Here is a 14311-nt window from a genome sequence, read left to right as displayed (position 1 = left end):
CATTGCTGTGTCCTTCGGCAACCGTGTCCGGGCAATCCGGACGCTGAAAATACGAATGGAGAGAGCAACATGCTTGGCATTGTCATTCCCGCTCACAACGAAGCGGCACACATCGGGGCGTGCGTAAGCGCGGCAAAACGCGCGGCGAATCATCATGAATTACTGGGGGAGGACGTGCGCGTGATCGTGGTCGTCGATCATTGCTCGGACGACACCTCCGCTATCGCTGCTTCTCTTGGCGTCGACGTGCTCAGCGTGAGTGCGCGTAATGTCGGCGTGGCGCGGGCAGAAGGGGCACGTTATGCGTTGTCGCTTGGCGCGCGCTGGCTGGCGTTCACCGATGCAGACAGCGTTGTCGCCGACGACTGGCTGGTCCGGCAACTCGATTGTCGCGCCGATGCCGTGTGCGGCGTGATCGCCGTCCATGACTGGTCCCCGCATCTGGCGGCTGTGCGGGAGCATTTCGCGCGCACTTATACCGATGCAGACGGCCATCGGCATATTCATGGCGCGAACATGGGGGTATCGGCGCAGGCTTATATGCGCGTGGGCGGGTTCGCGCCGCTCGAGCACAGCGAGGATGTGGCGCTGGTGGAGGCGTTGATTGCGGATGGGGCATTGATTGCGTGGAGCGCTTTGCCCAGGGTGGTCACGAGCGCGCGCACGGATTTCCGGGCACTGAAGGGGTTTGGCGCGACGCTGGTGGATGTGAGTCGACGGTGTTTTTCGGCGAAGACAGACGAGGAGGGGGCGTTGGCGGCTTGAGAGATTGGTTGTGCTCTGGATGTGTTTCGGCACGGAAGAAATCAGGATTGTTTTGACGACTTTTTCCAATCCCGCGAGGCAGACGCCCACGCATGATCGGGCGCACGATCGACGCTTTGTAGTGGTCTATAAAAAGAGCTATTATCAGGTTCTCTAGAAGATCATTTCGTCGGAGAAGATCATGGAAGCTATTCACGCTACCCAATCAGTGGGAATCTCAGAGCTAAAGCTCAACCCGACCGCGGTCATCGAAAGCGCAGACGGCGGCGCGGTCGCCATCCTCAATCGAAACAAGCCGGTGGCGTACTTGTTGCCGGCTGAGCAGTACGAAGCGCTGCTTGACCGGTTGGAAGACTTTGAATTGGCCGAAATTGTTCGAGCCAGGCAGAATGAACCGTTGGTCGAGGTCGACATCCACAAATGACCTACAAGCTGAGGTTCAAACTCAACGCGGAGAAGGAATGGCGAAAGCTTGACGCCGAGACGCGACGTCAGTTTGCGAAGAAGCTGGACTTGAGGCTCGAGAACCCGAAAGTGCCAGCTTCGCGGCTGCACGGAATGAAGGACTGCTACAAGATCAAGCTTCGTACCAGAGGGTACAGGCTTGTCTATCAGGTCCAGGACGAGATCGTGACGGTCGTCGTCATCGCGGTCGGAAAGCGCGATGGTGGCGTCGTGCACGACGCAGCAGAAGAGCGCGCAGCAGAAGAGCCGCAGTAGGACATTTCAATGGGGATGCAAGTCCGCCGGTAAATCCACGTCGCGCAGAATATTCGCGTCTTCAACGTCGATGCGCTCCACCGCCTCCGACATAAACAGCGCCCGCGCACCGGCATCGCCGTCGAGCGCGCTGAGCGCTTCCCGATGCATGGCGCCAAACCCCGCCGGATGCCCCCTTTGCCCGCGATAAAACGGCGCAACAATCGAAGCCCCCGCGTCCAGTGATCGCGCCACTGCCTCGACCGTCCCCGGCTCGATCCACGGCATATCGCCAAGCGTGACCAGCCAGCCTTCCGCGTCCTGCGTCGCGCGAACTGCAGCGGCAAGCGTCGCGCCCATGCCGCGTTCGGCATCGATGGAAAACATCACGTCGCAGCCCGCTTCGTTCAGCACTTCCGCCAGCTTCTCCGATCCTGGCCGCACCACGGCCACCACGCGTGACACCGCCGACAGCAACCGCCGCGCAGACTGATACACGACCGGCGTGCCGTCAGGGAGCGTGGCGAGAAGTTTGTTATGAAGACCGCTCGGATCGAAGCGGGAACCGTACCCGGCTGCAAGCAGAATGCCAGTCGCGCTCGATGAATAACTCATGGCCGGCGTCCTGATAGTAAGAAGCGTCGATTTTGACAAGCGCCAACGCGCGCCGCAAGCACGAAAAAAACCGCGCGGCATGCACAGTGGCACAACCGAGCGGTTTTCCCGGCAAAACGTCAGACCGTTGTTTTCGGCATTACCTTGTCGAGCGTGATTGGCAAATCGCGCACGCGCACGCCGGTCGCGTGATACACGGCATTCCCGATTGATCCAGCCACTCCCGTAATGCCGATCTCACCAATACCCCGCGCGCCCAGCGGGTTGATATGCGGATCGGGTTTGCCCAGCAAGGTGATGTCGAGCAAACCGATATCGGCGTTCACCGGCACGTGATATTCGGCGAGGTTGGCATTGGTGTAGCGGCCATAACGTGCATCGAGTTCGCTCTTCTCGGTCAACGCCGAGCCTATGCCCCACACGAGGCCGCCCATCAACTGGCTATGCGCAGTCTTTTCGTTGAGCAGGCTGCCGACGTCATATACGGCCACAATGCGCGGCACGCGGATCGTGCCCAGGTCGGCATCGACGTGAACTTCCGTGAATACCGCGCCGAACGAGTGAAACGCGAACTGCTGTTTCTCGTCGCCGGGCTTGGTGGTCGCCATCGCTTCGATCGGCTTGCCGCCGTTGCGCGCGATCACCGCGGCCGCCGGATCGCGTTTTGACGGATCGGCGCGGCTGATGACCCAGCCGTTGTTGACGGTGACATCGTCGATGGAACCCCCGCTTAGCGGCGACCCCGAATCCGCTATCGCCATGGCGATCAACTTGGCGCGTGCCTGCGACGCCGCTTCACGCACCGCAGGCGACACGCTCGCCACCGACTGCGAACCGCCAGACACAGGCGCGTGCGGCAGCGACGAATCGCCGAGTGCGAAGTCGACCTTATCCATGGGAAAGCCCAATGCATCGGCGGCCACTTGTGTCATCACGGTATAGGTGCCGGTGCCGAGATCCTGCGTGCCCGATGCGACCATTGCCGTGCCGTCCGGCAGGATGCGTGCAATAGCGGATGCCTCGCTGCGGTTCGCCGGATACGTTGCCGTCGCCATGCCGAGACCGATCAGCACGTTGCCATCACGCATGGAACGCGGCTTCGGATTGCGCCGCGACCAGCTGAATTTCTCCGCACCCATTTGATAACACTCGCGCAGTGACTTCTCCGACCACGGTTTCTTTTCCTGCGGTTCCATCTCGGCATAGTTCTTCAGCCGGAACGCGAGCGGGTCCATGTTCAACTGGTACGCCATTTCGTCCATCGCGGATTCGAGCGCAAACGAGCCGCTCGTTTCGCCGGGCGCGCGCATGAACGTCGGTGTACCCACATCGAGTTTCACCAGCTTGTGCGTAGTCGCCTGGTTCGGCACGGCATACAGCATGCGCGTGACGATTGCCGAGCTTTCGTTCCAGTCTTCGAACGTCGACGTGGTCGAGATCACGTCGTGGCGCATGCCGGTGAGCGTGCCGTCGTCGCGTGCCGAGATCTGGATGTGCTGATCCGTGAACGGCCGGTTGCCGACCATGCCGAACATTTGCGGACGTTCGAGCACGAGGCGAACCGGCCGGCCGGTTTGTTTCGCTGCCATGGCGGCGAGCACGACATGCGACCACGCCGAGCCCTTGCATCCAAAACCGCCGCCAACGAACGGGCAAATCACGCGCACGTTCTCCTCCTTGATACCGAGCGTTTTCGCCACCGCGCCGCGTGCGCCGGAGACGCCTTGCGTTGCATCGTAGAGGGTGAGGTTCGGGCCGTCCCAGCGGGCGAGCGTGGCATGTGGCTCCATTGGATTGTGGTGCTCGTTGGGCGTGGTGTAGACAACGTCAAGGCGAGTAGGACCTTGACGCAGACCGGCGGCCACATCGCCGCGCTGTGTGTTGATTGGCCGGCCCATCATTTTTTCCGGCTGGTAGGCGGTGCCTTTCGCGCGTTGATAGTCCGTGTTCGGCGTTGCGGCTTCGTAGCGAATCGATGCCTGGAGTTTGCGGGCGCCATCGGTTGCGCGTTCAAGCGTATCGGCAACGACTACGGCCACTGGCTCGTTGCTGTAGCGCACTTCGTCGGTTTGCAGGAGCGACAATCTGCGCACAGCCGGCGGCTCGGCATTCGGTTTGCCGTCATTGGGCAGACGCATCGCGGTTTCGTGAGTCATCACGAGCAAGACACCGGGCATGGCTTGTATGCGCGCGGTATCCATGGAAGCCACCCTGCCATGGGCGATCGTGCTTGTCACCAGTACCGCATGTGCAAGCTTCGCTTCGGGGTTATCGGCGGAATATTTCGCCTGGCCCGTGACTTTCAGAAGACCGTCGGTGCGGTCGAGCGGTTGTCCAAGAACACTCATGCCACACCTCCTGCAGTCGACACCGCGCGGATAATCGCGCGCTGCGCCAGTTCGATCTTGAAGCCATTGTCGCGGTAACTCCGCGCGTCGCGAACGGCAAGCGCCGCCGCGCTACGCAGCGTGTCGGGTGATAACGGCTGGCCAGTGAGCGCTTGCTCAGTCGCCGTGGCACGCCACGGTTTGTGCGCGACGCCGCCCAGCGCGATACGCGCTGTCCTCACCGTGTTGCCGTCCATCTGCAACGCGGCAGCCACCGACACAAGCGCGAACGCGTAGCTCGCACGGTCACGCACCTTCAGATAATGCGAGTGCTGCGCGAAGAGCGGGGGCGGCAGATCCACAGACGTGATCAGTTCGCCGGGTTGCAGCGTGGTATCGACTTCAGGATGGTCCCCTGGCAAGCGATGAAACTCCGCGAACGGAATCGTCCGTTCACCTTGAGGGCCGTTCACGCGCACCACGGCATCGAGTGCCGCGAGGGCCACGTTCATATCGGATGGATTAGTCGCGATGCATTGCGCGCTCGCACCCAGGATTGCGTGGATGCGGCTGTTGCCTTCTATCGCCGCACAGCCGCTTCCGGGAGTGCGTTTGTTGCATTGGGGAAAGCCGGTGTCGTAGAAGTAATAACAGCGCGTGCGTTGCATCAGGTTGCCGCCGACGGTGGCCATGTTGCGCAACTGCGCCGATGCACCCGCGAGGAACGCCTGCGACAGCAGCGGATAACGCTCGCGAATCCACGTGTGATTCGCAGCGTCGCTGTTGCGAACCAGCGCACCGATCCGCAGGCCGCCGTCGGGCAATTCGCTCACCGCGTTCAGGCCGGCTATATGCGTGATGTCGACGAGCTTCACCGGCCTCGCGACCCCGCCTTTCATCAGGTCGAGCAGATTCGTTCCGCCGCCGATAAACGCGACACCCGGCTGCTGCGCTGCCTTGATCGCCGCGCTCACGTCAGTGGCGCGTTCGTAAGAAATGGCATCCATGTGGCGCTCCTAAGCTTTATTGATCGCGACGGTTTTCACGGCCGCGACAATGTTCGGATACGCACCACAGCGACAGATATTGCCGCTCATGCGTTCGCGGATTTCATCGTCGGAGAGTTGGGGCGGACGGAAGCGGACATCGGCGGTCGCTGCGCTGGCGTCGCCGGCCCGAAATTCTTCTATCAGCGCGGTTGCCGAACACAGTTGGCCGGGCGTACAGAACCCGCACTGGAAGGCGTCGTGATCGATGAAAGCCTTTTGTATCGGGCTGAGACTGAGCGTCTGCGCATTGGCCAGTCCTTCCACGGTGATGATTGAATCGCCCTGGTGCATCACGGCGAGCGTCAGGCATGAGTTGATGCGGCGGCCGTTTGCGATCACCGTGCACGCGCCGCACTGGCCCCGGTCGCAGCCTTTCTTCGTGCCGGTAAGGCTCGCGTATTCGCGCAATGCGTCGAGCAAAGTCGTGCGCGCTTCAAGTTGCATTTCGTAAGCATGGCCGTTGATGGTCAGCTTTACGGGCATCAGCGGCGTGGCGGCTGTCGGCGTGGTGGGCGTTGGCGGCGGCGCCGATGACGCCGCCGGTTGCTGCGCGCGGGCGAGCGGCGCGGCGGTGACGGCTGCCGCTGCTGCCGCGGATTGCAGGAACCTGCGACGCGACGGTTTTATTGTTTCGGATGACTCGGAGTCGGGGTTGCTGTTATGGGGGACGTTGATGTGGCGCATGGCGATATGAAGCTCCGCTCGATCAAGTTAGCGCTGGGTTTGGCTGGACGCGTCGGGAAAGTCGGCATGTCTGGCTAGCTGAGGCGCTGGCACCATTCGCTTGGGGCTTGCGGGATGCAAGCCAATGAGGCGAAGGGAGACGAGTGGAGTCAGCAAATCCGATGCCATCGATGAGTGCCGCGCTCTTATGGTGTCTGTCGTTCGGGATTGCAGGTAAGGGCTACATTCATCGGTAAATCGGGGCGGGTGAAAACTTTTGCGTTCTCTGCGCGCGTTCGCAGATTCGATGTCCGTATGCCTGTTTCTAATTAGACACTGAGTTGATGGCGTGGACGTGGCGTAGAAGTGGCGCATTTGTCATGGCGCGAAGTTGACCAACCACGCGATTGCAAAACTGGATCACCACCCTGATTTGCTCGACGAGCTACGGGCGGCTTAAAGCCGATGGTGGCCGCGCTAACCAGAAATGCAAACTGCCACCTCGCGGTGGCAGTTTGCATTTCACATCACTAACGTTTCAGCCTTCCTTGCTTACAAATCGCTCGGATACGGCGCCTTGAGCCACTTCGTCGAGAGCTTGTTCAGCGTGCCGTCGTTCTTCGCTTTCAGCACAGCCGCATCCACTTCCTTCAGCAGGCGCGTCTCGCCCTTGTTCACGGCAACATGATCGGGTGAACTGAAGAGCTCGAATTTCTGCTCGGGCGCAATCGGCGGATTACGCGCAATGATTGTTGCGCCCACGTCGTTGCCCACCACCATCAGCTGAACTTGCCCTGACAGAAACGCCGAAATGGCGCCATTGGGATCGTCGAAACGCTTGATCGTCGCGTCCGGCGGCGCGACCTTCGTTACGCTCAAATCTTCCAGCGTGCCGCGCGCTACCGATATCGTCTTGCCTGCCAGGTCCTTCTCGTTTTTCACCGCCAACGACTTTGGCCCGAACACCGCGAGATAGTACGGCGCATACGGCCGCGAAAACTCGAGCACTTTCTCGCGCTCCGGCGTCTGGCCCACGCTCAGCAGCACGTCGGCCTTGCCGGTGGCGAGATAAGCGATACGATTTTCCCCGGTGATCGGGACGAGGTCGACCTTGACCTTCATTGTCCTGGCCAGATAATCGGCCATCTCAATGTCATAACCCTGCGGTTTCATATCCGGGCCGATAGAGCCGAACGGTGGATAGTCCATGAACACGCCGACCCTCAGCACGCCGTTTTTCTGCACGGTATCAAGGGCGTCCGCGTGAGCGAAGGTGGTCGTGGCCGCCAAGGGCACGGCGAAAGCCGCAGCCACGAAGAGGCGCCGGGCAAGGCGGGAAAGGCGAGTCGTCATGATGGTGGCCTTGAGCAGAAAAGTCGGAGAACGGGGAGTGGTATTCACGCGCGGTGCTCACTCGGGCTAGTCACTCGATATCCCGAAGCGCTACGTGACCGTACGCGTGAACCCACTCTAGGCAGGCCAAAAACCCGCAACAATCGAAATATGCTCATGCCAGCCATGATCGGGGTGCATGGCTCGAAGGTGATTTTTACGGCGGCTACTTAATCAGCGCCAATGCGTCCCTGAAACGCGGATGCCGGCAGGTTCCCAACCAGCCGAAGATCGCGGTTTCCGTGGTGGTGGGAAGCGCGCCCTCGCGCTGCGCTCTAGCGAGCGCGATTGCCTTATTCTCCGGCGAGCGGGAACCGACCGCATCGGCGATCAGTTCCACCGCATAGCCCAGCTTCAGCAAGCCGGTCACGGTGAGCAACACGCAAACATGCGCTTCGCAACCGGCCACGAACAGCACCGTTTCCTTCGACGGCAGCGCTGCCACAAAGTCCGGGCATAGCGTTGCGTCGAACGTGTCTTTCTCGATTAGGCGATGCCGCTCGTCAATCAAGCCATCGATGCTCGCACCAAGCCCGCGCGGGTTCTGCTCGGTGACAAGTACCGGGATATCGAGCAAATCGGCCGCTTTCACCAGCGTTAAACAACGCCTCAACACAGCCGCGCCGTTATCGATATGCGGCATCAATTTCGCCTGCATATCGATAACAACAAGCACCCGATCAGGCTTCACTTTCCATGATCCGGTCGATCAGCCGCGCGTTTTCACCCGCCGATCCAATGCCTTCATGCTTGGCCATCGGGATGAAAAAATGTGTCTTCACGTTCGGCAGGTTTGCACGATCCAGCCATTCCGTCAGATGCCGGGTGAGCCTTTGCGCCGGCGCGTCGACTTCGGCGCGCAATGCGGGCGGCAACTGGCTGAGATACCGCATTTCGGTCTGATACGGCTCGGGCGCGACGCATAACGCATCGGGACGGCCATCGGAATCCGCTGGCAGGCGTTCCAACGCCTCACGCAGCAACGCGACCCCCAAGCCCTCGCCGCGCCACGGTTTCCTCACTTCCCACGTGCTGATATATACCACCCGGTGTGTATTGAACACGCTGCACAGACGCTCGGCCCCAAGCGCTTCGGTGGCGGCGAGCGCCAGCGACAGCATCTCGCCGGAGTAGGTATCGAGGACATAAACGAGGTCCGCGCTGCTCTGGATGGGCGGCACTTTCACGAGTTTCAACTCGACCGCCGCCGCGACGATATCCGTGCCCGCCTCGTGAAATACCGCGAACGCGGTGCCGAGCCGTTCGTCGTCGACCTGCGGATATTCATGCCGGTAGGTCATGGTCAGCAGGAACGGGCCGATTTTTTCACGATAGGCCAACGGCTTGTCGACGTCGTAATCGCTCGTGCCTTCCAGACCGTAGGGGTCGTAGTCCTGCCTGGCCGATGCCGGCGCCAGATCCGCAGCCGCTTTCAACACCACGGCCGGCCGTCGCGACTTGGGCACCAGGTCTTCCGGCAAACCTTCCCAGCTCAGGCGCAGAAATTCGCGAGCACCGCGATAGTGCGTTTCGAACAGCGATGCGATTGGCGCTGCTTCAAACGGCGCAAGAATGCGTTCCGCGGATTCGAGCGCACGGTCCATCAATTGATCGGCTTCAGCGGGATCCGGTATGTGCCGCGTGCCATCGCTGTCTGAACCACCATTGGCTACGTGCTGTTGGCGCGCGAGTTCGAGCCATTCGTCGGCGGCGCGCTCGGCGAGAAATCCCGCAGCAATCTGATAACCGGACAGCACGATCGACTTGCCGGTTTCTCCAAGCGGGAACACGTACTCGTCGGTCATGACATCCGCGACGTGCACGTTTTTGTAATCCTTGCGCGCAGACGGAGCGTTCTCGGCAGCGTCATGACGTTCGTGCGAGAGCACATAGGCAGCGAGATCGGGAGCGGCCGGTGTCGCGTACGGCCCGGTCGCCGCGGTAACCGTCGCGCCGGAGGGGAGCAGAGCCAGCAGGGATAGGTGCTTCATGAGTGCCATCTCCGTCTCGTGGGGGTGTCATCGTAGCAAAACCGCGCTTTTTTGTACGTCGCAAAGCCAATGCGGCGCGCAGGTTGCTACCACGCGGATTGCTACTAAGATTGTTGCCATGGTCGCTGCTGCTTGGTGACAGTTCCTGCATGCCAGTAGATACAGATACCAGATTATAGGGAGGCGGCGATGAACGACATGATTCAGAACACGGGTCAGGAAGTTCGACATGAAGGGGGCTGCGCGTGCGGTGCGTGGCGCTTTACGGCGACGGCGGGGCCGAATCGCGTCGGTCTTTGCCATTGCATGACATGCCGCCGCGTGCATGGTTCGGCATTTGGCGCGTACGCGGTGTATGCGGAGGAGCAGGTCACCATGTCGGGCGTGACCCGAGCCTGGCAAAGCTCCGCGGATGCCCGCCGCCACTTCTGCCCGGTATGCGGGTCGGTGGCGTACATGGCGTATGTCAACAATGACGAGATCGACTTGCCGATTGGCGCCTTCGATGAAACCGGTTTTCTCGAGCCATCCTATGAACTCTGGTGCATCCGCCGCGAGCCGTGGCTGTCCGGCGATGGACGGCGGGAATATCCCGAAGACCGGTCCTGAACCAGCCCTGAACCGGTCCTGACGAGCGTACCGGCTTGCCGGACCCATGGATCGCCAGATGAACGCGCCTTTTTTCACCATTGGTCATTCAACGCGTCCGCTGGCGGAATTTACCGGCTTGCTGAAAGAAAGCGAGATCGAAATGCTGGTCGATGTCCGCAGCATTCCGAGATCGCGCACCAATCCGCAATTCAACCAGGACACCCTCCCGGCTTCGCTGGGTGCAGAGGGTATTGCATACGTGCACATTGCGGCGCTGGGTGGCCGGCGCGGCAAGCGCAACACGGACCAACCGTCACCAAACACCTACTGGACCCATCCGGCGTTCCGCAATTACGCTGACTACGCGCTGGGCGAACCTTTCCGCCAAGCTCTGGAAGAACTGCTAGCGCTCGGCCACGCGCGGCGCTGCGCGATCATGTGCTCGGAAGCCGTGTGGTGGCGGTGTCATCGGCGGATTGTGGCCGATTATCTGCTCGGGCGAGGCGAGACCGTGCTGCACATCATGGGCCCGCATCAGGTCAGGCCCGCGACGCTTACGCCGCAAGCCTCAGCGCAGCCCGACGGCACCGTGATCTACCCCGAATCAAGCGCCAAACCGGGGGCGATGCCGAATTGACAGCCTCCTGGCACCGATGCATAAGCAGATGGCAATCGTTTGCCTATGCCGGAACTGCGCTCGTCGCGCCGTGTCGGATATCAGGCTGAAGCAAGCAGAGACCACCTGGAATCGAGGTAATCGCTTGTGAGTCATCTTGAAGCCTGAATCCGCGCGACACGAATTTTTCCGTACCAGCCAGGAGCCACAAGCCATGAGCAAGCATCCAATAGCCGGCAGCGACAAGTCGCAACCCGAAGGCGCACGTTGCGTCGGCGCATGCAATCCGGACGAAAAAATCGAAGTAGTAGTGATGCTTCGGCGCCAAAACGAGGACGCATTCAAACAGTTGATGCAAAAGATCAACACGGGTGCGGCCGACGCCGTACCTGTTTCTCGCGACGAGTTTGCTGCACGCTTTGGGGCATCCGCTTCCGATGTGGCCAAGACAGAAGCCTTCGCGAAGGCGCATGGCCTGAGCGTAGTCCGCGCCGATGCAGGCGCGCGAAGCGTGGTGCTGTCGGGCACCATCGCCCAGTTCAGCACGGCCTTCGGCGTCAAGCTGGAGCGCTTCGAACATCAGGCGATTGGCGAGTATCGCGGGCGCACGGGACCGGTGAACGTGCCCGATGACATGAAGGACATGGTGACCGCCGTGCTGGGTCTCGACAGCCGCCCGCAGGCGCGCCCGCATTTCCGCTTCCGGCCGCCAATCCAGGCAGCGCGCAGCGAGTCCGGCACCTCGTACACGCCGCTCGATCTCGCGCGGCTCTACGACTTCCCCGCCGGCGACGGCAGCGGCCAGTGCGTGGGCATTATCGAACTGGGCGGGGGGTATAGCGCAAGCGACCTGAGCGCCTATTTCTCGCAACTGGGCGTGGCCCAGCCGACCGTGGTCGCGGTCGGCGTAGACCAGGCCAACAACGCGCCGTCGGGCAACCCGAACGGGCCTGACGGCGAGGTGGCACTGGATATAGAAATTGTCGGCGCGATTGTTCCGGGCGCGCGCATCGCGGTGTATTTCACGGCCAACAGCGACGCGGGTTTTATCGACGCCGTGAATCGCGCGATCCACGACGACACCAACAAGCCATCGGTCATCTCGATCAGTTGGGGTGGACCGGAGTCAAACTGGACATCGCAATCGCAAAATGCATTCGACGAAGTGCTGCAATCGGCCGCCGCAATGGGTGTGACCGTATGCGTGGCCTCCGGCGACAGCGGTTCCAGCGACGGTGCCGCAGACGGCAAAAATCATGTCGATTTCCCGGCGTCGAGTCCGTACGTGCTCGCGTGCGGTGGAACACAACTGCGGGCATCGGCGAGCGGGATCACGAGCGAAGTTGTGTGGAACGACGGCGAACAGGGCGGCGCGGGTGGTGGCGGCGTGAGCGCCGTGTTTGCGCTGCCGGTCTGGCAGAACGGCTTGACCGTCACGCAGGTCAGCGGCGCCAGCTCGCCGCTGACCAAGCGCGGTGTGCCCGATGTCGCAGGCGACGCGTCGCCGGTCACGGGCTACGATGTGATTATCGACGGGACGCAGACGGTCGTGGGTGGCACGAGCGCGGTCGCGCCGCTATGGGCGGGGCTCATTGCCCGGATCAACGCGGCGGCGGGTAAGCCGGTGGGTTTCCTCAACCCGAAGCTGTACGCTGCGAAGACCGCGGGCCATGACATCACGCAGGGAAACAACGGCAGTTTCGAGGCGACGGTAGGATGGGATGCGTGTACGGGACTGGGCAGTCCGGACGGCGTGAAAGTCGCGGCTGCGCTGAAGTAGCGGTTGCGGGTCAAGATCAGATAAGTTGAGGGTAGATAAGTTGTGACGATGGGCCAGGCAAGAACTCCAACAACACCGGCAAAGGAGCAATCATGACGAACTCCGGTTCAGCGGCGAAAAACGCTTCAAGCACATCTTCAACCCCGTCTTCAGCGGGGTCCTCAACCGGATCCACAACAGCGGGGGATCAGCCTTACTTCGATCCCACCGCTTACGGCAACGGTCCCGGCGATTCCATCGACGCCACCCAGACCGACGAAAACGCCGCCATCACGCATCACTCGGCCGTCATTGGCGGCAAGACAATCGATTACACGGCAACAGCCGGGCATCTTGTGATCGTCGATCCAAGCAGTTCCAAGCCGGAAGCCAAGCTGTTCTACGTTGCGTTCACTCAGGATAATCAGACTGAAGAATCGCGCCCGGTCACGTTTTTCTATAACGGCGGGCCGGGATCGTCGTCGGTATTCGTGCTGCTCGGGTCCTTCGCACCGCAACGCATCAAGACCTCGATGCCCGGGTTCACGCCGCCTGCGCCGTACCAGATGGAGGACAACCCGGACAGCTTGCTGGACAAAAGCGATCTGGTGTTCATCAACCCGGTAGGCACGGGTTATTCAGCGGCCATTGCGCCAAACAAGAACATTAATTTCTGGGGCGTCGACCAGGACGCGAATTCCCTCAAGCAATTCATCAAGCGCTTCCTGACGAAAAACAACCGCTGGAATTCGCCGAAGTTTCTATACGGCGAGTCGTACGGCACGGCGCGCAGTTGCGTGCTCGCGTACCTCTTGCACGAGGACGGCGTGGACCTGAACGGCATTACGCTGCAGTCGTCCATTCTCGACTACACGCAATCGGGCAATCCGGTGGGCGCGTTGCCTACCGCCGCCGCCGATGCCTGGTTTCATAAAAAGCTTGGCGTGCATCCGCGTCCGACCGACCTGCTTACGTTCTCCGAGGAAGTTGCGCAGTTCTCACGTACGGATTACCTCGCGGCGCTGCGCAAATTCCCGCAGACCGACGACGACACGGTGGAGAAGCTTTCGGAATACACAGGGATCGACAAAGCCACGCTGATCGCGTGGAGCCTCGACATAGCTTCTTACGACAGCCGCGGCAATTCGCTCTTTCTGACCACGCTCCTGAAGTCCAAAGGCGTGGCGCTAGGTTCCTACGATGGCCGCGTGACCGCTATTTCAACGGGTATCGCGGGCAAGATTGATCCGAACTCCGGCGGCAACGATCCCACCATGACGGCCGTGACCGGTGTGTACACCGCCATGTGGAACGAGTACCTGAACGAGCAACTGAAGTACACGTCCACGTCGTCGTTCACGGACTTGAACGACCAGGCTTTCGCGAACTGGGACTTCCATCACACGGACCCGACGGGCGCGCAGAAGGGCGTGGACGCGAAGGGCAACATCATTCTCTACACGGCTGGTGATCTGGCTGCGGCGATGGCGCTCAACATCGACTTGAAGGTGTTGTCGGCGAATGGTTTCTACGACTTCGTGACGCCGTTCTACCAGACCGTGATTGACCTGCAGCAAATGCCGCTCATCGATAAATCCGTGCGCGAGAATCTAACGGCGAAGTTCTATCCGTCGGGACACATGGTCTATCTCGATGGTGGTTCGCGAACGCAATTGAAGGCAGATCTCGCGAAGATGTATCAGGCAGCGACGAGCGATCACGAAGCCATGGGCCGGATTCGTGCACTGCAGCAACGCAAGGCTGAACCGAAATAGCGGCCAAGCGCTGAGGGTTTTGTCAGTGGCCTAAATCACGGCTTCGGCGGGAACACAAGTTGCGAAAGG

The 14311-nt window shown here is 61.0% G+C and carries 14 protein-coding genes; 7 read left to right on the top strand and 7 right to left on the bottom strand.

Going from position 1 to position 14311, the window contains the following annotated elements; genetic code table 11:
* Window positions 1–69 precede the first annotated feature (69 nt).
* The 3 genes from SBC1_RS33390 (at window position 70) to SBC1_RS33380 (ending at window position 1485) form a co-directional block, all read left to right on the top strand.
* On the top strand, window positions 70–765 hold the full coding sequence (locus SBC1_RS33390; protein ID WP_165104581.1) for a glycosyltransferase family 2 protein: 696 nt from the start codon (window positions 70–72) through the stop codon (window positions 763–765).
* Between the two features lie 181 nt (window positions 766–946).
* The gene (locus SBC1_RS33385; protein ID WP_165104580.1) at window positions 947–1189 is read left to right on the top strand and encodes a type II toxin-antitoxin system Phd/YefM family antitoxin; all 243 of its coding nucleotides are present in this window, start codon (window positions 947–949) and stop codon (window positions 1187–1189) included.
* Window positions 1186–1485 (top strand): type II toxin-antitoxin system RelE/ParE family toxin, encoded by a 300-nt coding sequence (locus SBC1_RS33380; protein ID WP_165104579.1) that lies wholly within the window; start codon window positions 1186–1188, stop codon window positions 1483–1485. Before SBC1_RS33385 ends, SBC1_RS33380 begins: the two co-directional genes overlap by 4 nt.
* A gap of 6 nt (window positions 1486–1491) precedes the next feature.
* Here the strand turns inward: SBC1_RS33380 and SBC1_RS33375 are convergent, their stop codons facing one another.
* The 7 genes from SBC1_RS33375 to SBC1_RS33345 all read right to left on the bottom strand — a co-directional run bounded on the left by SBC1_RS33375 (window position 1492) and on the right by SBC1_RS33345 (window position 9501).
* Window positions 1492–2079, bottom strand: coding sequence for an NTP transferase domain-containing protein (locus tag SBC1_RS33375; protein ID WP_165104578.1), 588 nt, complete (start codon window positions 2077–2079; stop codon window positions 1492–1494).
* Between the two features lie 119 nt (window positions 2080–2198).
* Window positions 2199–4427, bottom strand: coding sequence for a xanthine dehydrogenase family protein molybdopterin-binding subunit (locus SBC1_RS33370; protein ID WP_165104577.1), 2229 nt, complete (start codon window positions 4425–4427; stop codon window positions 2199–2201).
* Window positions 4424–5413, bottom strand: coding sequence for a xanthine dehydrogenase family protein subunit M (locus SBC1_RS33365; protein WP_165104576.1), 990 nt, complete (start codon window positions 5411–5413; stop codon window positions 4424–4426). The genes SBC1_RS33370 and SBC1_RS33365 overlap by 4 nt, the downstream gene beginning before the upstream one ends.
* Window positions 5414–5422: 9 nt before the next feature.
* Window positions 5423–6139, bottom strand: coding sequence for a 2Fe-2S iron-sulfur cluster-binding protein (locus SBC1_RS33360; RefSeq protein ID WP_165104575.1), 717 nt, complete (start codon window positions 6137–6139; stop codon window positions 5423–5425).
* 531 nt (window positions 6140–6670) lie between these two features.
* On the bottom strand, window positions 6671–7471 hold the full coding sequence (locus SBC1_RS33355; protein ID WP_165104574.1) for a transporter substrate-binding domain-containing protein: 801 nt from the start codon (window positions 7469–7471) through the stop codon (window positions 6671–6673).
* Between the two features lie 205 nt (window positions 7472–7676).
* Window positions 7677–8201, bottom strand: coding sequence for an isochorismatase family protein (locus SBC1_RS33350; protein WP_241202320.1), 525 nt, complete (start codon window positions 8199–8201; stop codon window positions 7677–7679).
* On the bottom strand, window positions 8191–9501 hold the full coding sequence (locus tag SBC1_RS33345; RefSeq protein ID WP_241202319.1) for an inositol monophosphatase: 1311 nt from the start codon (window positions 9499–9501) through the stop codon (window positions 8191–8193). The genes SBC1_RS33350 and SBC1_RS33345 overlap by 11 nt, the downstream gene beginning before the upstream one ends.
* A 189-nt stretch (window positions 9502–9690) precedes the next feature.
* Here SBC1_RS33345 and SBC1_RS33340 point away from each other — a divergent pair, with 189 nt between their 5' ends.
* From SBC1_RS33340 to SBC1_RS33325, 4 genes are all read left to right on the top strand, one after another.
* On the top strand, window positions 9691–10110 hold the full coding sequence (locus SBC1_RS33340) for a GFA family protein (protein WP_206366132.1): 420 nt from the start codon (window positions 9691–9693) through the stop codon (window positions 10108–10110).
* Window positions 10111–10168: 58 nt separating this feature from the next.
* Window positions 10169–10729, top strand: a complete 561-nt coding sequence (locus tag SBC1_RS33335) for a DUF488 family protein (protein ID WP_165989136.1) — start codon at window positions 10169–10171, stop codon at window positions 10727–10729.
* A 193-nt stretch (window positions 10730–10922) separates the two neighbouring features.
* On the top strand, window positions 10923–12488 hold the full coding sequence (locus SBC1_RS33330; protein WP_165104572.1) for a protease pro-enzyme activation domain-containing protein: 1566 nt from the start codon (window positions 10923–10925) through the stop codon (window positions 12486–12488).
* A gap of 92 nt (window positions 12489–12580) precedes the next feature.
* Window positions 12581–14242 (top strand): S10 family peptidase, encoded by a 1662-nt coding sequence (locus SBC1_RS33325; protein ID WP_165104571.1) that lies wholly within the window; start codon window positions 12581–12583, stop codon window positions 14240–14242.
* Window positions 14243–14311: the final 69 nt, after the last annotated feature.

Source organism: Caballeronia sp. SBC1, assembly GCF_011493005.1.
Classification (GTDB): Bacteria; Pseudomonadota; Gammaproteobacteria; order Burkholderiales; family Burkholderiaceae; genus Caballeronia.
The sequence above is the reverse complement of the archived record's forward strand: the minus strand, read 5'-3'. Positions and strand labels throughout refer to the sequence as shown.